General features: G+C 72.1%; 15 protein-coding genes and 1 riboswitch. Of the genes, 6 read left to right on the forward strand and 9 right to left on the reverse strand.

What is annotated here, in order from left to right; genetic code table 11:
- Positions 1–3 precede the first annotated feature (3 nt).
- The 4 genes from ABZS69_RS57195 to ABZS69_RS57210 form a co-directional block, all read right to left on the reverse strand.
- Complete coding sequence (locus ABZS69_RS57195) at positions 4–822, reverse strand: hypothetical protein (protein ID WP_355390124.1); 819 nt, start codon at positions 820–822, stop codon at positions 4–6.
- Between the two features lie 528 nt (positions 823–1350).
- Entirely contained in the window at positions 1351–1866 is a 516-nt protein-coding gene (locus ABZS69_RS57200) for a C40 family peptidase (protein ID WP_355390126.1), read from the reverse strand.
- Between the two features lie 73 nt (positions 1867–1939).
- Positions 1940–2104, reverse strand: a riboswitch (cyclic di-AMP (ydaO/yuaA leader).
- A gap of 432 nt (positions 2105–2536) precedes the next feature.
- Positions 2537–3511 carry an NlpC/P60 family protein gene (locus ABZS69_RS57205; RefSeq protein ID WP_355390128.1) on the reverse strand — a complete coding sequence of 325 codons (975 nt, stop codon included), beginning with the start codon at positions 3509–3511 and terminating at the stop codon, positions 2537–2539.
- A 129-nt stretch (positions 3512–3640) separates the two neighbouring features.
- Positions 3641–4963: an NYN domain-containing protein gene (locus ABZS69_RS57210; protein ID WP_355390130.1), complete on the reverse strand. Its 1323-nt coding sequence runs from the start codon at positions 4961–4963 to the stop codon at positions 3641–3643.
- 144 nt (positions 4964–5107) lie between these two features.
- On the opposite strand from ABZS69_RS57210, the gene ABZS69_RS57215 reads away from it, so the two are divergent.
- Complete coding sequence (locus ABZS69_RS57215; protein ID WP_355390132.1) at positions 5108–6169, forward strand: phosphotransferase family protein; 1062 nt, start codon at positions 5108–5110, stop codon at positions 6167–6169.
- Here the strand turns inward: ABZS69_RS57215 and ABZS69_RS57220 are convergent, their stop codons facing one another.
- Both ABZS69_RS57220 and ABZS69_RS57225 read right to left on the reverse strand, forming a co-directional pair.
- On the reverse strand, positions 6170–6817 hold the full coding sequence (locus ABZS69_RS57220) for a response regulator transcription factor (RefSeq protein WP_355390134.1): 648 nt from the start codon (positions 6815–6817) through the stop codon (positions 6170–6172).
- A complete protein-coding gene (locus ABZS69_RS57225; protein WP_355390136.1) occupies positions 6814–8046 on the reverse strand; it encodes a histidine kinase in 1233 nt (410 codons plus the stop codon). The genes ABZS69_RS57220 and ABZS69_RS57225 overlap by 4 nt, the downstream gene beginning before the upstream one ends.
- A 111-nt stretch (positions 8047–8157) precedes the next feature.
- Between ABZS69_RS57225 and ABZS69_RS57230 the strand changes: the two genes are divergently transcribed.
- The 3 genes from ABZS69_RS57230 to ABZS69_RS57240 are packed head-to-tail and all read left to right on the forward strand — an operon-like array spanning position 8158 to position 10585.
- Complete coding sequence (locus tag ABZS69_RS57230; RefSeq protein ID WP_355390138.1) at positions 8158–8385, forward strand: hypothetical protein; 228 nt, start codon at positions 8158–8160, stop codon at positions 8383–8385.
- A complete protein-coding gene (locus ABZS69_RS57235; protein WP_355390140.1) occupies positions 8382–8882 on the forward strand; it encodes a PH domain-containing protein in 501 nt (166 codons plus the stop codon). Before ABZS69_RS57230 ends, ABZS69_RS57235 begins: the two co-directional genes overlap by 4 nt.
- A complete protein-coding gene (locus tag ABZS69_RS57240) occupies positions 8879–10585 on the forward strand; it encodes a PH domain-containing protein (RefSeq protein ID WP_355390142.1) in 1707 nt (568 codons plus the stop codon). The genes ABZS69_RS57235 and ABZS69_RS57240 overlap by 4 nt, the downstream gene beginning before the upstream one ends.
- Positions 10586–10858: 273 nt before the next feature.
- Here the strand turns inward: ABZS69_RS57240 and ABZS69_RS57245 are convergent, their stop codons facing one another.
- The 3 genes from ABZS69_RS57245 to ABZS69_RS57255 all read right to left on the reverse strand — a co-directional run bounded on the left by ABZS69_RS57245 (position 10859) and on the right by ABZS69_RS57255 (position 15488).
- Positions 10859–12400, reverse strand: coding sequence for a hypothetical protein (locus ABZS69_RS57245; RefSeq protein WP_355390144.1), 1542 nt, complete (start codon positions 12398–12400; stop codon positions 10859–10861).
- A 153-nt stretch (positions 12401–12553) separates the two neighbouring features.
- Positions 12554–13993 carry a serine/threonine-protein kinase gene (locus tag ABZS69_RS57250; RefSeq protein WP_355390146.1) on the reverse strand — a complete coding sequence of 480 codons (1440 nt, stop codon included), beginning with the start codon at positions 13991–13993 and terminating at the stop codon, positions 12554–12556.
- Positions 13983–15488, reverse strand: coding sequence for a serine/threonine-protein kinase (locus ABZS69_RS57255; RefSeq protein ID WP_355390148.1), 1506 nt, complete (start codon positions 15486–15488; stop codon positions 13983–13985). Before ABZS69_RS57255 ends, ABZS69_RS57250 begins: the two co-directional genes overlap by 11 nt.
- A gap of 75 nt (positions 15489–15563) precedes the next feature.
- On the opposite strand from ABZS69_RS57255, the gene ABZS69_RS57260 reads away from it, so the two are divergent.
- Both ABZS69_RS57260 and ABZS69_RS57265 read left to right on the forward strand, forming a co-directional pair.
- Positions 15564–17288, forward strand: a complete 1725-nt coding sequence (locus tag ABZS69_RS57260) for a DEDD exonuclease domain-containing protein (RefSeq protein ID WP_355390151.1) — start codon at positions 15564–15566, stop codon at positions 17286–17288.
- Positions 17289–17305: 17 nt separating this feature from the next.
- A complete protein-coding gene (locus ABZS69_RS57265; RefSeq protein ID WP_355390153.1) occupies positions 17306–17593 on the forward strand; it encodes an Lrp/AsnC ligand binding domain-containing protein in 288 nt (95 codons plus the stop codon).
- Positions 17594–17739: the final 146 nt, after the last annotated feature.

Raw genomic sequence — 17739 nt, forward strand, 5'->3', positions numbered from 1 at the left:
CCCTCACGCGAGCTGGTCCCGCACGTAGTCGCGCCACCGTTCCGTCAGCGTGGCCGCGGAGAGCCCGAGCGCGGCGAGTGCTCGATCTACGCCATCCACGCGGGCGTCCCGGTAGAGCCTCACAAGCGTCCCCTCACCGAACCGGTCAGCGAGGAAGCGACACGCCAGCCAAGCCTCCTGGTACGCCCGCGCAAGTCGGACGGGGTCCCGCCCGTCAGCCGCGAAAGCCGCAGGTCCGGGCAATTCCCCCGGCAGCCTCCCGGCCCGCACCTCGGCGGCGAGCTCGGCGGCCGCGGTCCTCACGGGCAATCCGGAGTCGCGGTAACCGACGTAGTCGGCGAACCCCTCATAGAGCCACGGGGGCAGGTGATCGGTGCCGGCCACGACGTGGGTGAGCTCGTGAGCGAGCACGACGTCCTTGCCGGTGGAGTTCAGCTCGGCGAAGTACTCGGGGACGATGATCACGCGCCCGCGATCGGCCACCGCCGCCAGCCCGTCGACCCGCCCCACCCCTGCCAGCCTGGCCGCCTCGGAGGCGGACGCCGGAACGACGACGAGCGGTCGTAGTGGCCCGCCGAGCACGGCCGACACCCGCCGCCCCGCCCGATCAGCCCGGCGCGCGATCTCTTCGAGCTCGCCACGCGGGGCGCGCTGCCCGACCACGACGGACCGCGCCCCGCGCACCACGACCTCCCCGTCCCCCCACAGGCCACGCGCTCCGGGGGGAAGGATGGGGGAATCGGGGGTGGGGGCACTGGCGGGGGCGAGGGCGACGAGCAGGATGGATACGATCGCGCTCCGCCGACTCACCTGCCCTGACACGATGCCCGATCGTAGTCGCCCAACGCCCGTGCGACCGGCCACCCCGCACCGGCCACCTCCGGCACGACTGCCCAGCGGCACACGGTCCGCCGCCGACGGGTTGCCCGCAAACCGGGCAGAACGTCGGGCGTGGGCGCCGCAATGCACGGGCGCGGGCCGCAGCGCGCGAACCGAGGAGCGCCGAGCCAAGGCCGTGACGCACGGAGCGCCGAGCCTGGGCCGTCTGGCGCGGGGCGTGGGCCGCAGGGCGCGAGGCGTCGGGCGTGGGCCAGGAGCGAGCGTGGCGCAGGCCGTGAGGCGCGTGGGCGCTGGGGCCGTGATCCGCCAGCGGTGGGGGCGCGTGGCCGTGTTGAGGGGGGCGGTGGGGGCGTACCCGGGGCGACGGGCCTCGCGCTGAAGGGCCCGCGTGTGACGCCGTGCCGGGTGGAAGGGGCTCGGCCCCGGACGGCGGGAAAGCCCCAGGAGAACGGGAGAGCCTCGGGAAACGGGAGAGCCCCGCCCGAATACGAGGATCCGGGCGGGGCTTCTTCACATGCCGGGACGGACAGCGCCGACGAACGACGCCCTTCGCCATCCACCCAGCTTGTCGATGCGTACCCGTTCGCCTGTCCTGGGCGAGTGGACCATCTTGCCCTTGCCGACGTACATGCCCACGTGGCCGAGCCCCCTGAAGAACATCAGGTCACCGGGCTGAAGGTTCCGCCACGAGACCTTGTTCCTGGTGCGCGCGAACTGGCTGCTCGCCACGCGCGGGAGCTTCACCCCGGCCTTCTTCCAGGCGTACTGGACGAGGCCGGAGCAGTCGAACGAACCGGGACCCGTGGCTCCGTAGCGATACGGGTCACCGACCTGGTCCTTGGCCACGGCGACGGCCTTGCGGGCCTTCGCCTTCTGACGGGCGACCTTGGCCGCCCTCAGCGCCGAGGCCGAGACCGTCTTCGAGGTACGGGCGGTCGTGACCGCCTTGGCCGTCGAAGCCGACTCGGTCGTGGCCGCCTGAGCCGTTGGGGCATGGAGGATCGCACCTCCGGCCGTCACGGTCATCGTGAGCGCTACGCCACTCAGGGCAATTCTGGACAGACGGGGGTTATGCAGGGAGGTAGACAGGATTTCTCCTTGACTCTTCCACGAATGCCTACCGGGTTAGCTGACGGATTCGGGCCTGGAAGTCGCCCTACGGCGCGATCTGCGCGCCGATTCACCCCCTGATCCCTGGGGAACTGGGATCGCTGGGTCCCCGGCTCCGTGCCTCCTGGCTGCACGGACTCGGCGGCCAACCGCCCGATCGATGTGTCGACATGGGGACGTTTGAGCGGTTGACCAGCGGATCTTTATCTGTCTCACATCGGGAGGGACCGATGCGGGTTCGCGGAGGACATGGCTTGTTCACCGCGACGTCGCCAGAAGCTACGCCGAAGGGTCAAGGATCGGCAAAGCGGGACACCGGCTGTAAAGATCAGATAGTGGAGTCAGTAAGGATGAAAATCCCTGCTGGAACACCAGGTTCCGTTATCCAAATGTGACACTGCTCACATTTGTTTTCGCGCCCGTTTGTCAGGCCACGATTGTCGCGTTTGTCACACTTTTAACGGCTTTCGTGTGGCGCGGCGCCCGCCTGGAGCGTTCCCGCGCGCCCGCCGGGGCCCGACGACGTCAACGATCCAGCGTCGTAGAAGCCCGGAAACTGGGCCGGCGGTGACCCAAACGAGCGGACCTACGGGCGGATGGCGCCCACCAGGCGGCCGCCGTACGACGAGAGTGCGACGACCTTGACCACGTCGCCCGTCTGCGGCGCGTGAACGATTTTCCCGTCACCGGCGTAGATACTGACGTGACCCAAGCTCGAGCTGAAGATGAGGTCCCCCGGCTGCAGGGCGTTCAGTGAGACCTTGCGAGCGGCGCCCCAGGCCCACTGCTGCCAGGTCGTACGCGGCAGCGACACGCCCGCGGCCCGCCACGACGCCTGGGTCAGGCCCGAGCAGTCCCAGCCGCCCGGCCCCGTCCCGCCGAACACGTACGGCTTGCCCACCTGGGCGTAGGCGAAGCGCAGGACGGCGGCGGCGTTGCCCGACGCGGGGCCGGTGTACTGGATGCCGACGCTGTTGGGGTTGCCGGGGTTGTAGGCGCCCAGCTTCTTCAGGAGCTTCTTCTGCTCGGCGATCAGCTTCATGATCTCCGAACGCTCCTTCTCGACCCCGTCCCGCTCCCTGTCGGCCGCCGCCAGCGCCTCCTCCGCCTTGTCGCGCTCGGCCTTCAGCCCGCGGTTCTCGCGGTCGAACATGGCCAGCTTCTCCGCCCGCTCCCGCGTCAGCTGCCCGGCCAGCGCCAGGCCCATCAGGAAGTCGTCGGGGCGGTCCGCGCTCACGAGGCCGGGCAGGGAGGTCACGTCGGTGCCGAGCTTGTAGCTGTCGACGGCCATGCCGATCACCTGGGAACGCAGGTCCGAGACCGTAGCCAGCTTGGTCTTGTAACGCTCGTTCAGCTTCGTGTACGTGCCCTTGGCGGCCTTGAGCCGCTCGGTGGCCGTGTTGAAGCGGTCGACGACCTTGTCGGCCTTGTCGTTGAGCTTCTCGAGCTTGGCCTTGGCCTGTCCGAGGGTGGGCCTGGGATCAGCGACGGCGGCTCCCGCAGGGGAAAGCACCAGCCCGAACGCGAGACCCGCGGCCACCGGCACCCTGCCAAACCTCACGGCGTCGCCTCCCAGGGATGATATCTGGGGCGAAATAGTACAGAAGTGGCAAGGGAGGCATCCCCTAATCCGCTCAATCGTGATGCGACAAATCCGCCCGTAAGGGTCCCAATAAGGGGTCCCCGTAATCTAGGCCCGGCCCAGCCTGCGCAGCAGCAAACCAGACGGAACGGGTCTGGCTCCCATCCGCCTGACGGACTCGGCCACCTCGCGGTCCGACGACACCACGGCCATGGCCCGGCCTGGCGGCTCGGCGCGTACGAGCTGGCGGATCAGGTCGTCGGCGATCTCCCCCGGCTGGCTGAACAGCACCCGCACCCCGCGCGGCGCCACCACCTGCACCGGGGAGTTGAGCTCGGCCCCGTCGAACACGACCGTCACCTCGACCCTGGTCTGCGCCACCAGCCCGCCGAGCCCGGTCATGAGCCGGTTGCGCTGGTCGGCGAGGGTGAGCGTGCCGTAGCCGGTCTTGGTCACGTTGTAGCCGTCGATGATCAGGTGGACCTGGGGCAGGGCCAGGAGCTGGTCGAGGAGCTGCGGGTCGTCGTCGGCCAGCGCCCGCGCGGGAACCCCCCGCACGCCGGGCCGCTCACCGGTGACCGCGGCGACCGAATCGGCGGGCCGGCTGATCGTCGTGGGCAGCGCGAGCTCCCTGCGCAGCCCGGCCGAGGCGTCCTGCAGCGCGTCGAGCAGCACCCTGATGCGGGCGTCCTCGATGCTCCTGCCCTCGCGCGCGGCCCGGCGCGAGGCCTCCAGCTGTTTCTCCACGTCGGCCAGCCGCTCGCGCAGCCGCCGCAGCTCGGACTCGCCCGCGGTGCCCGCGGCCGAGGCGGCCGACTTGGCCTCGTCCGCCGCGTGCTCCATCTCCTCGGCCCGCTGCACCGCGCCCTTGGCCCGCTCGCGGGCGTCGTGGAGCTTGCGCCGCAGGTCGGAGTTCTCGGCGCGGGCCGCCCTGATCTGCTCGCGCAGCCGGTCGGCCTCTTCCTTGGCGGCGGTCTTCTGCGCGGCGAGCTGCTCGCGCAGCCGCGCGACCGCCTCCTCGCGCTCCGAGCCCTCGGCGGCCACCGCCGACTGCTCCAGGTCCGTACGGGCGACCTCGATCATCTCCGCCCAGCCGGGCGGCCGGGTCAGATAGGCCGCCGCGGCCACGAGCACGGGGTCGGCGGCGGGGGGGACATTTCCCTCGGCCAGGGACGCCACCAATTCGGGCCAGCCGGCCGCCACCGATTCGGCCACCAGCTCGCGGAACTTCTTGTCGTTCTCGAGCTGCGCCGCGATGGGCGCGCTGCCGAGTTTGGCGCGTTTGCGGGGGTCGAACTTGGCGATCCCCCGAAGGGGCGGCGGGATGGAGGCAGCGGGCATCGTCCCGAGGACCTGAGACGCCAGATCGACGACGTTGAGCCGCACCTGCTCGGGAAGCGGGCGAGACAGGCCTTCACCCGCTGAACTCATCCCACTTGTCCCTTCGTGACATGCCCTTTCAGACAAGGGTACGGCTGCCGCGTACCTGACCGTAACGGCCGCCTCTGGCTAGACAAGCGCTTGGTTGGGGATGTACGACTGAGCCGGGACAGGCGTTCACCCAGGAGGCCGACCATGACAGAAGAGATGCGCACCTCCACCCGCGACCTGGTCGAGCTGCGTGACAACCTGACCGGCTGGCTGCGCGGCAGGGTGGGCGGGAGCGCTTCGGTGTCCGAAGTGTCCAGGCCCTCCGAGAACGGAATGTCGAGCGAAACCCTGTTTTTCACCGCCACCTGGAGTGAGGGGGCGACGCGCTGCGTAGCCAGGCTCGCACCTGCGGCTGAGGCGGTTCCGGTATTCCCCTCCTACGACCTGCGGGCGCAGTTCGAGATCATGCGTCTGGCCAGGGAAAAAGCTGGGATCCCAGCGCCCAGGGCCCTCTGGTTCGAGCCGGACCCGGATCACCTGGGCACGCCGTTCCTGGTCATGGAGCGTGCGGACGGCGACGTGCCGCCGGACGTGATGCCGTACACGTTCGGGAGCTGGCTGTTCGACGCGGCGCCCGCGGACCAGCGCAGGGTGCAGGACGCCGGCGTGGCGGTCCTGGCGGCCCTGCACCGGGCGGAGTTCACGCCGGCGGAGCTGGCCCCGTTCGGGGCCGCCGGGCTGGGCGCGCACGTCGAGGCGCAGCGCGGCTACTACGAGTGGGCGCACGGCGAGCGGCCGATCCCGGTGCTCGAACGGGCCTTCCTGTGGCTGGAGTCGCACTGGCCGGAGGAGCCCGGACCCGACGTGCTGTGCTGGGGCGACGCCAGGATCGGGAACATGATGTTCAAGGACTTCGCCCCGGTCGCGGTGCTCGACTGGGAGATGGCCGCGGTGGGGCCGCCCGAGCTGGACCTGTCCTGGATGATCTTCATCCACCGCTTCTTCCAGGACCTCACGGTCGGCGCGGGCCTCCCCGGCATGCCCGGCTTCATGCGCCCCGAGGACGTTTGCCAGAAATATCGGGAACTCACCGGTTACGAGCCTCGTGACATGGACTTCTACGAGATGTACGCCGCGCTCCGGCACGGCATCGTGATGGCCCGGGTGTGGCAGCGCCGGATCCACTTCGGCGAGCAGCCCCGGCCGGACGACCCCGACGACCTGGTGCTGCACCGGGCCACGATCGAGGAGCTCCTGACCCGCTGACTACGGTCCGGCGTCGTAGACCAGCAGCGCGATCTGGACCCGGTTGTTGAGGTCGAGCTTGGACAGGATGCGCGAGACGTGCGCCTTGACCGTGGGCACGCTCATGTAGAGCTCCCGCCCGATCTCGGCGTTCGACCTGCCCTGCCCCACGGCCAGCGCCACCTCCCGCTCCCGCTCGCTGAGCCGGTCGAGCAGCTTCTTCGCCCGCGCGGTACGGTCGCCCGCCGCGCCGTCGGACACGTGCGTGATGAGCTGCCGCGTCACCGCGGGCGACAGGATCGGCTCGCCCGCGGCCACCTTCCTGATGGCCTGCACCAGATCGCCGGGCGCGATGTCCTTCAGCAGGAACCCCGCCGCCCCCGCCCGCAGCGCCCGCAGCACCTGCGCGTCGGCGTGGAACGTGGTCAGCACCACCACCTCGGGCGGCGCGGACGTGCGGCGCAGCGCCTCGGTGGCGGTGAGCCCGTCGACGCCGGGCATGCGGATGTCCATCAGCACCACGTCGGGCCGGTGCTCGGCCACCAGCGGGGGCACCTCGGACCCGTCGCCGGCCTCGGCCACGATCTCGATGTCGCCGGCACCGCCCAGGATCATCGACAGCCCCGCCCGCACCATCGCGTCGTCGTCGACGATCAGCAGCCTGATCATGCGTCCTCCCGAGTCGTCTCCACCGGCCAGGGTAGCCACGCGCGCACCACGAACTCGCCGCCCGGCGTCGCGCCGTGCTCCAGCCGCCCGCCCGCCAGCTCGGCGCGTTCGGTCAGCCCGATGAGCCCGGCCCCGGCGCCCGGGATGCACGGGGTGTGGCGTGCGCCGACAGGATTGCGCACCTCCGCGGACAGCCCCTCGCCCTGCCCGCCCGAGACGGCGACCGCCACGGGCACCCCGCCGGCGTGCTTGCGCGCGTTGGTGAGCGCCTCCTGGACGATGCGGTAGACGTTGCGGCCGAGCCCTTCCGGCGCCTCGCCGCCGGCCCGCAGGTCGAGCCGTACGTCCATGCCCGCGTGGCGGCACTCCTCGACCAGCGTGGGCAGGTCGGCGAGCGTGGGCTGCGGCCGGTCGGGCACCGGGTCGTCGTCGCCGCCCGGCCGCGCGTGGCGCAGCACGCCGATGACCTCGCGCAGATCCTGCAGCGCCAGGTGGGCGTTGGTCCTGATCGCCCCGGCCGCCCTGGCGATCTCCTCGGCGGGCGCGTCGGGCCGGAACTCCAGCGCGCCGGCGTGCAGGCTGAGCATGGAGATGCGGTGGGCGAGCACGTCGTGCATCTCCCGGGCGATGCGCTCGCGTTCGAGCCGCTTGGCCTCCTCGGCGGCGCCGTCGGCCCGCTGCCTGAGCGACCAGACGAGCTGGCGCCGGGCCCTGACCACGACGCCCCACGCGAACACGGTCAGCAGGAGCGCCAGGGCGAACGCCGCCGTCTCGCTCCGCTCCAGACCGGTGTCGGAGCGCAGCAGGATGTAGGGCACGAGCGTGACGAGGGCGAACAGCATGACCGGGCCGGAGACCTTGAACGGCCGGTGCACCGCCACGGTGAACAGCCCGACGACCGAGGCCCCGCCGGACATCTCCAGATAGGACGAGAACAGGGTCGTCACCAGCGCGAACCCCACCGGCCAGCGCCGCCGCAGCCACACCGCCACGCACGACAGCGCGCCCACCACCTGCTCCAGCACCCGCAGCAGCTCCGGCTCGTCCTTGAGGTCGGGCAGGGTCAGGACCGTGATGCCGGACGCGAGCAGGAACATGGCGATGTCGGAGATCCAGTCGCGGGTCGAGCGGCGCACCCGGCCGCCCTCGCCGCCGTCGCCGAGCAGCACCGAGGGCAGCAGCCACCGGTATTCGTGGGCGTGAGCGCCGTACCCCCGCAGTCCCGTCACGCTCATCGAGGTTAGGCCCTGCCGAGGGCGCGGCGACAGCGACCAAAGTAGCGGCCGGGCGAGACCTACGGCCGACGCGAGCCGCAAGACCCGTGGACGACGCTTGGGACCATGAGAATGGTGCTGACGCTGCTCGGCTGGCTGCTGCTCGTGCAGGGCGTGGGCGGCCTGGTGAACACCCTGCTCGGCTGGTGGCGGTGGGCGCACGACCTGCTCGTGGTCAACCTGCTGCCGTTCCTGGAGGGGTACGAGGTGTTCGCGGCGATCGTGATCGGCGTGCTCGGGTTCGTGCTGCTGGCCGTGGCCGACTCGGGCAAGAGCGCGGAGAGCAGCAGGTGAACGCGGGCACGCCGGCCGGGCTGCGGCCGCCGCGCAACCAGGCCGATCCGCGGGCGGTCGCCTGGTGGACTGTGCAGGGCCTGATCCTCCTGGTGCCGGTCGCCGCGGCCGCGGTGGCGGCGTACTGGATCTTCAGCTCGCGCCCGGTCTGGCTGGGGGCGTGCGTGGGGCTCTTCGCGGCGGGCTGCGTGGCGCTGGCCGTCGTGGGGCCGCGGGCCACGTACCGGGTGGAGCGCTGGGAGGTCACCGACCAGGCGGTCTACACCCGCAAGGGGTGGCTGACCCACACCTGGCGGGTGGCGCCGATGTCGCGGATCCAGCGGGTCGACACCGCGCGGGGGCCGGTGCAGCGACTGTTCGGGCTGTCGGACGTCACGGTGACCACGGCCTCCTCCGCGGGGGCGATCAAGATCGAGGCGCTGGACCACGAGGTGGCGGCCGAGCTGGCCGAACGCCTCACCGCCATCACCCAGGCCACCCCGGGGGACGCGACGTGAACGGCCTTCCCGCGCGGAGCGGCGGGCTGGAGGCCCCGCTCCCGCATGACGCCGGGGGACGCCATCGCGTGGGCGGGGCGGACTCCGGGGACGCCTGGCGGCGGCTGGCCGGGCGGAGCCTGTGGGCCTCCGCGGTCAAGTCGCTGCCGATCGCCGCCGGCGTGGTGTTCGGGCTCGCGCGTTTCGCGACGGGCGACGGCTGGCCGATCGGCGTGGTCGTGGCGGTCTGCGCGGCGGCCGCGACGCTGGTCGTCGCCGCCGTGCTGGCGTACGACGTGGCCAGGCTCAGGACGACGCGCTGGCGGCTCACTCCGGAACGCCTCGAACTGCGCTCGGGCATCACCGTCCGCCAGCACCGCTCGATCCCGCTCGACCGGGTCCGCAGCGTGAACCTTCGGGCCGATCCCGTGTCCCGGGTGTTCGGCCTGACCGTGGTCAAGGTCGGCACGGGCGAGCACGCGGCCGAGGGGACCGAGCTCGTGCTCGACCCGCTGACCAGGCACGAGGCCGAGTCGCTGCGCCGCACCCTGCTGCGCCAGGACGGGCGGCCCACGCCCGGCGACGGGCCGCTGGTGGAGCTGAGCTGGTCGTGGATCAGGTACGCGCCGTTGTCGGTGTGGTCCATCACGGGGGCCGCGGTGGTGCTCGGGGCGCTCTACAAGGCGCTGGACTGGTTCGGGGCCAAGAGGTTCGCCAAGGAGGCGGCCACCGGCCTCTGGGACTGGGTGACGGCGCGGCCGCTGGTGGCGGTCCCGCTGATCCTCGCCGTGAACCTCGCCGTCGGCGTCCTGGGCGCCGCCCTGCTGTTCGCCGAGTCGTGGGGACGCTACCGGCTCGAACGCGAACCAGGCCGCCTCCGCCTCCACCGCGGCCTGCTGACCACCCGGTCCCTGACCCTGGAGGAGCGCAGGCTGCGCGGGGTGGAGATCAGCGAGCCGCTGCTGCTGAGGCTGGGCGGCGGGGCCCGCGTCAAGACCATCGCGACGGGGCTCGGGAAGGCGGACGAGCACGAGACCGAGGACGCCGCCGCCCTCACCCCGCCCCTCCCCCGCGCCCTGGCCTGGGACCTCGCCGCCAAGATCACCGCCCCCGCCCGACCTGAACCGGGCACGGCCGGGCCTGGGGTGAGCACGGCCGGGCTGGGGGCGGGTGCGGCCGGGCCGGGGATGGGCGCGGCCGGGCCGGGGGCGGGCGCGGCCGGGCCGGGGATGGGCGCGGCCGAGCTGGGGATGGGCGGGCTCGTCCCCCATCCGGTGGCGGCCAGGCGGAAGCGGATCGTGCGGGCGCTGGTGACGGTGGCCGTGCTGGCCGCCTGCGCCGGGCTGGCGTCGTGGCTGCTGCCGTGGGAGTGGTCGCGGACCGCCGTCTGGGCGATCCCCGTGGTGGCGCTGCCGTTCGGGATGTGGGCGGCCGTGGTGAGCGCCGGGAACCTGGGCCACGCGCTCGGCCGCCGCCACCTCGTCACCAGGCAGGGCGCGGTGGTGCGCAGCACGATCGCGCTCGACCGCCGGGGCGTCTCCGGCTGGACGATCACCGAGTCGTACTTCCAGCGCCGCAACGGCCTGCTGACCGTCTCCGCCGCCACCGCCGCGGGCAAGGGCCACTACGACGTGGTGGACGTGGACCGCGGCGACGGCCTGGAGCTGGCGGCGCGGGCGGTTCCCGGCCTGCTGGAGCCGTTCCTGGTCCGGGAAAAGAAATGAGCCGCGTGATCCCCCTCGGCTTGCCCATGCCCCTGTACTGGACAAACGTGATCGCGCGGCTCAGGTCCTGCAAGACATAACAGTATTTGTCGCGCTTGCAAGTGAGTTGCAGCCCCATTAACCATTGACCGGATGATCCGCCGGGAGGATGATCCCGCGCGCGACCCGCCGCCGAGGGCCAGCGGCGCAGGCCGGTGCATGACTGGCATGACTGGGCATGACTGGGCATGACTCGGACAGGGCGGGCAGGAGCCGCCCTGTCCGGCGGGCCGTCTAGCTGCCGGCGGGCTGCTTGGCCAGCTGGGCCATGAACGCCTCGGCCAGGGTGGCCACCCCGTCCATCGCTTCCTTCTCCGGCATGAACTCGACCTTGGGCGAGTTGGTCGGCTCCTTCTCGGGCCGCTGGTGGCCGGAGAAGTCGATCCTGACGACCGCCGAGCCCTTGCGCACCAGCACCGTGCCGGTGGACGCGGAGACCTCGCTGTGCCGGTTCCGGATGAACTGCTGGTACGCCTGGTCGCCCATCCCCTTGAGATCGGTGACCTTGCCCCAGGAGATCCCGCCGATGGAGGACTTCTCGAAGTTCTTGTCGCCCCCACGCTCGCTGGCGTAGTAGCTCTTGGCCGCGGACTCGTCGGCGGCGCCCGCCCGGTTGGTGAACCGGTGCACGGTGATCAGCGCGCTGCGGATCTTCTTGATCCCCCCGCCCGCGTCCGGCACCTCCAGGTTGAGCCAGCGGCACTCGGTCTGCGCGTCGGAGCCCGCCTCGGTGCCGCGCGCCCTGGTGGTGGGCTCGGGCACGAGCCGCGAGGCCACCTCGGTGATCGCCCCGCACTCGGCGGGGAAGGCCGCCAGGACGGTCGGCGAGGGCGTCGCGCTCGCGCTCGGCGACGACGTCGCGCTCTGGGGCTCGTCGGACTGCGACGGCTGGGCCAGCACGTTGGGGTGCTGCGCCTGCCAGGCTGCCATGCCCTTGGCGAAGAACCCGGCCAGGCGGGTCACCTCGCGGATCGCGTTGTCCTCGGTGATCGACTGCGCGGTCTTGTTGGACAGGATCTCCGCGTCCTTGCGCTGCTGGCCCGCCTGGTACTTGATCTCGATCGTCATGTCGCCGACCCGGGCGTTGGCCTGGCCGTAGGAGTACCACAGCAGCTTGCCGCTGCGGCGCCAGGTGTACTGGGCGTGCGCGGCCTCACCGACGCCCTGGATCTCCTTGATCGGGGAGATGTACTCCTTCTCGTCGGGCTTGAGCGAGGGCTTGGCGGTCGCGGCGTACTTGTCGCCGCTGTAGTCGACCTCGTACGAGTTCTGCGCCATGGCCCTGCCGGTCTTGGCGCCGTCGGCCTTGTGCTGATCGATCCTGACGTCGATCTCCCTGCTGCGCCAGAACTCGCCGAACGAGATGCGCCGGTTCTCCCACTTGCAGTTGACGGAGACCGTGTACTCGCCCTCCCTGGAATCGCCGGTGACGGCCGCGTCGGGCACGAGCCGGTCGGCCTCGTCCGCGGGGAGCATGGCGCACGCGTCCAGGCTGACGGGCGCCGAGGAGGCGGCCCGCGACGGCCGCTCGCTCTGCGCGGCGGGCGGCTGGGAAGGGTTGGAGACCTTGCTGACCACGAAGTACGCGCCCACCCCGCCCATCGCGACCAGCACGACGATGGCGGCGGCCAGCGTGGGCAGCAGCCAGGCGGGCCTCCGGGGCGACGGTGGCGGCGGCATCGGAGGCAACGTCGGCGGCTGGGTGGGCGGCTCGAAGCGCCTGCCCGGCACCTGGTAAGGGGTGGTGGACGGCTCCCACTCGTTACCGGGGTTCACTGGGACTCCTGGGGTTGCCCTGACTTGCGGGGAAACATGCTAGTCACCCCCCTTGCAAAGTACTTGCAGCACTCGTCCCCATTCTGACAGCGACCCAGGTCGACGGTGCCCACTTCAGCGGGGCCCGCTTCGACGGCACCCGCTTCGACGGGCTCACTTCGAGAGGGCCGCCGAGACCAGGCGGGCGACGGCGAGGGCCGGCTCCTTGTCGGCCGGGGAGCGGGCCGGCACGTTCTCGCGGTGCCAGACCACCTCGCCGAGCACGTTGCTCGTACGCAGGAGCACCGTGCTGTCGGACGAGCCCGTCGCGTCGCTGTTGATGTAGGCCTTGAAGCTGTTCTGGATGATCGCCGACTCCCCGATCCGGGGGACGTCGGTGACCGAGCCGCGGATCTCGCGCATCACGGTGCCCTCCGCAGCGGCGCGGCTGCTCTTCTCGCTGGCGAAACGCCGCTGCGCCACCTGGGGGCCGCCGAGATCGCCGTTGGGGCGCTCCGCCCAGGCGCGGACGACGATGCGGCGGCGGCCGTCCTCCCCGCCGTCGCGCAGGATCCACTGGCACTCGCCCGGCCTGGTGCGCTCGCGCGCCGGCTTGGCCTTCATGATCTCGGCGGCCTGCGCGTCGGTGAGCAGCGTGCAGGGATCGGGCGCCGCGGCGAACCTGCCCGTCTCGGGCCCGCCGCCCAGCGCGCCCGCGGCGTACCAGCCGCCCGCGCCCAGCACCACGGCGGCGGCCAGCGCCACCGGCACCTGCCACCGGCGGCGCCTGGGCGCGGGGGCGGGCCCGGCCAGGGCGCTCAGCACCTGGCGGACCTGGGCCGCCGTGGGACGGGCCGCCGGGTCCTTGGCGAGCATGGCCATGAGCAGGCCGCCGAAGTCGCGGCCCGCCCTGGCCGGGAACGGCGCCTCGTGCAGCAGCACCGCCGCGGTCACCGCCGCGGCCAGCGCCCGCTCGAACGGCGCGCGCCCCTCCACCGCGGTGTAGAGGCTGGCGCCGAGCGACCACAGGTCGGACGCCGGGCTCGACGGCTGCTCGTTGAGCCGCTCCGGCGCCATGTAGCCGGGCGAGCCCGCGCCGCCGAACCTGCCGCCCTGACCGCCCATCGGCGTCGCGATGCCGAAGTCGGTGAGCATGGCGGAGCCGTCGAAGTCGAGCAGGATGTTCGCGGGCTTGACGTCCTGGTGGAGCATCCCGTGGGCGTGCGCGACCTCCAGCGCCGACAGCACGCGCAGCCCGACCGCGGCCACGAACCCGGGCGCCAGCGGCCCCTGTTCCTTGATCACCTTGTCCAGCGAGCGGCCGGTGACCAGGTCCATGATGATCCACGGCTGCTCGCCCTCCAGGACGACGTCGTGCACCAGCACGATCGCCGGGTCGCGCAGCCGCCCGGCGGACCTGGCCTCGTGGATCGCGAGGTCGGCGAACTCGGCCCGCCCGCGCGGGGTGAGCCCCTCCGGCACGCGTACCTGCTTGACCGCGACCTGACGGTCGAGGATCTCGTCGATGGCCCGCCACACCGTGCCGGCGCCGCCCTGTCCGAGCCGCTCGATGAGGCGGTAGCGGCCGGCCAGCAGATAGAGGTCATCCGGCATTGCGCAACGCCTGCTCGCTCGTCTGCGCCGCTTTCAGCGCCCGCTGCCTGATCTCCTCGTCGGTGGGCTTGTCCGCGAGGGTGGTGAACTGGACGGTGACCACCAGGTTGGCCAGGCGGTAGAAGATCTGGGAGGTGTGCACGCGGCCCGTGGGGCCCTTCAGCTCGAAGCCGAACGCCTCCTCGCCGAGCCCGGGGATCTCGCGGACCGGGGTGCGCGTGGCCCGCTGCGAGGTCTTCGCGCCGATCTCGTCCCAGGTCCAGTCGACCTTGTCGTACCTCGTCCACCAGCGCTTCTGGCCCTGGAAGAGCGCGCCGGCCGTGGCCGGGGTCATCGACCAGGGGTCGACGGTGTCGGAGTCCTTCTGCACCTGCAGGCCCACGCCGGTGCTCGCGAGCGTCCAGCCGCACTTGGGGCCCTCGCCGTCGGCGCTCCGCTTCGCCTTGGGCAGGCTCTGCGTGCGCAGCAGCGCGCCCACCTCCTCCTGGCTGATCAGCGTGCACACGTCCATGGGCACGGTGAACGCGGCCGGCGCCGCGCCCGCCCGGTCCCTGAGGAGGAGGAAGGCGGTCGCGCCGCCCGCCGCGAGCACGAGGGCCGCCGCCGCCGCGATCCAGATCGAGGCCCTGCCGCGCCGCTTGACCCTGGTCGGCGCGGTCACGTCCTGGGTGAGCGACAGCTGCGGGGCCTGCCCGCCGGCGGCCACCTGCCTGAGCGCGGGCACGATCGTCCGGGCGTCGGGGCGGACGGCCGGCTGGTGCGCCATCATGGCCGACAGCAGCGGCCCCAGCGGCCCTGGAGCGGCCGGTACGGGCTCCGTCAGCGTGGCCCGCACCCGCTGGGCCGCCGACCCCTCGTAGGCCGGCGCGCCCGTCAGCGCGACGTAGAGCGTGGCGCCGAGCGACCACACGTCGCTGGCGGGCCCGCCCGGCTCGCCGGACAGCCGCTCGGGCGCGATGAACCCGGGCGAGCCGATCATCAGCCCCTGCTCGGTGAGCGTGGCCTGGCCCTCCTGCCGGGCGATGCCGAAGTCGGTGAGCACCACCCGCCCGCTCTCGGTCAGGAACACGTTGCCCGGCTTGACGTCGCGGTGCTGCATCCCCAGCGCGTGGGCCGCGATCAACGCCTCCAGCACGTCGGCGCCGATCCGCGCGGCATGCACAGCCGGCATGGGTCCGAACTCGCGGACCGTCTCGCCCAGCGTGCGGCCCCGCAGCAGCTCCATGACCAGCCAGGGCCGCTCCTGCTCGACGAGCACGTCGTGCAGGGCCACGATGCCGGGATGGCGCAGCCGCGCCGTGGCCTGCGCCTCGCGCACGGCCCGCATCACCGAGTCGGAGCGCTCCTTGGGCGACATGCCCTCGGCCAGCGTGAGCTCCTTGACCGCGACCTCGCGGTCGAGCATCTCGTCCCTGGCCAGCCAGACCTTCCCCATGCCGCCCGCGCCGAGGGGGCGCAGCAGGGCATAGCGGCCGGCGAGTCTTCCCGAGGACATAAAGGGAAGGGTAACTAAGGATCAAGAGGGATGGTGATTCGTTCCTGTCGGTCCTTCTCTCTATGGTCTTGGAACGTGGACGCGGTTCAAGGCACTCTCGACGAGCTCGGCACTCCGCTGAGCCAGGTCACGTTCGTCGTGTTCGACCTCGAGACGACCGGCGGCGCCCCGTCCGACGACGCCATCACCGAGATCGGCGCGGTCAAGGTGCGGGCGGGCGAGGTGCTCGGCGAGTTCTCGACGCTGGTCGATCCCGGGGGGCCGATCCCGCCGTTCATCTCGGTGCTGACCGGCATCACCGACGCCATGGTCATGGCCGCGCCGCGGATCGAGTCGGTGCTGCCGAGCTTCCTGGAGTTCATCCGCGGGGCCACGCTGGTGGCCCACAACGCCGGCTTCGACACCCGCTTCGTCAAGGCCGCCTGCGCCGCCCACGGCTATCCCCCGCCGGCCAATCCGGTCGTCGACACCGTCGACCTGGCCCGCCGCGTGCTGACCCGCGACGAGGTGCCCAACGCGAAGCTGTCGACGCTGGCCAGGTTCTTCCGCAGCCCCACCGAGCCGTGCCACCGCGCTCTGCAGGACGCCAGGGCCACCGTCGACGTGCTCCACGGGCTGATCGAGCGGGCCGGCTCGTTCCAGGTGCACACGCTGGAGGAGCTCAAGTCGTTCGTCCGGGCCCCCACGCCGGAGCAGCAGCGCAAGCGTCACCTGGCCGAGTCCGTGCCGCACGCCCCCGGGGTCTACTTCTTCGAGGACGAGCGCGGCGAGGTCCTCTACATCGGCAAGAGCACCAACCTGCGCAACCGCGTGCGCTCCTACTTCACCGCGAGCGAGACCCGCCCGCGCATCCGCGAGATGATCGGCATCGCCGAGCGGGTGCGCCACGTCGTCTGCTCGACCGCCCTGGAGGCGGAGGTCAGGGAGCTGCGCCTGATCGGCGGCGCCAAGCCGCGCTACAACCGCCGCTCCCGCTTCCCCGAGAAGGTGGTCTGGCTCAAGCTCACCACCGAGACGTTCCCGCGCCTGTCGATCGTCCGCGAGCTCAAGGACGACGGGGCCACCTATCTCGGCCCCTTCACCAGCGCCCGGCTGGCCGACGAGGCGCGCATCGCGCTGCACGAGGCGGTCCCCCTCCGGCAGTGCACCCAGCCCGTCACGCTGCGCACCCAGCGGGCGGCCTGCGTGCTCCACGAGATGGGCCGCTGCGGCGCGCCCTGCGAGGGCAAGGAGAGCCAGGAGGAATACGCGATCCACGCGGAGAGCGCGCGCCGGGCCATGACGCTCGACGCCTCGCTCGTCTTCAGCGCCGTGTCGGCCCGCATGGAGCGGCTGTCGGTGGAGCAGCGCTACGAGGAGGCGTCGGTCGACCGCGACCGGCTGGCGGCCTTCGTCCGTACGGCGGCCCGCATGCAACGCCTCAGCGCCATCACGCGCATCCCGGAGCTGGTGGCCGCCAGCCCCGCGTTCGACGGCGGCTGGGACATCCACGTCATCCGGTACGGGCGGCTCGCGGCGGCCGGGGTCATGCAGAAGGGCGCCCATCCGACCCCTTTCGTCGCCTCGCTCAAGACCGCCGCCGAGGCCGTCATCCCGGGCGCCGGCCCGATCCACGCGGCCAGCGCCGAGGAGACCGAGTGCATCCTGCGCTGGCTGGAGTCGCCCGGGGTGCGGCTGGTGGAGGTGGAGGGCGAGTGGAGCCTGCCCGCCTGGGGCGCCGCCCGCCACAAGGCCCGCATCGACCTCGCGTACCGCCACCTCGATCACTCCCGCAATCGGGAGGGGCGACCTTTGAGGTGAAACGATAGAGTTGATGTATGGTCACGGCTATCGTCCACATTAATGCAGAGGTAGACCGGATCCCGGAGGTCGCCGCGACGATCGCCGAGATCCAAGGGGTCAGCGAGGTCTACTCCATCACCGGCGAATACGACCTGCTGGCGATGGTGCGGGTGGCGGCGTACGAGGAGATCGCCGAGGTGGTGCCAGGGCGGATCAACAAGGTGGCCGGAGTGCTGCACACGGAGACGCACATCGCCTTCCGCGCCTACTCCAAGCACGACCTGGACGCCGCCTTCTCCATCGGCTTCCCCGAGGCCGACTGACCCGCACGGGTCCGACTCCCACCCAGGCTGCCCCACCCGGGCCGAGCCCACCTAGGCCGACCCCGTACAGGCCGACCGCACGCGCCGGGCCGTACGCGCTGACCGGCGCGCCGTCCGCGCGCCTTCCCATCTACGCGCCACCCCGC

Origin of the sequence: Nonomuraea sp. NPDC005650 (genome assembly GCF_040605375.1) — a bacterium.
GTDB lineage: Bacteria > Actinomycetota > Actinomycetes > Streptosporangiales > Streptosporangiaceae > Nonomuraea.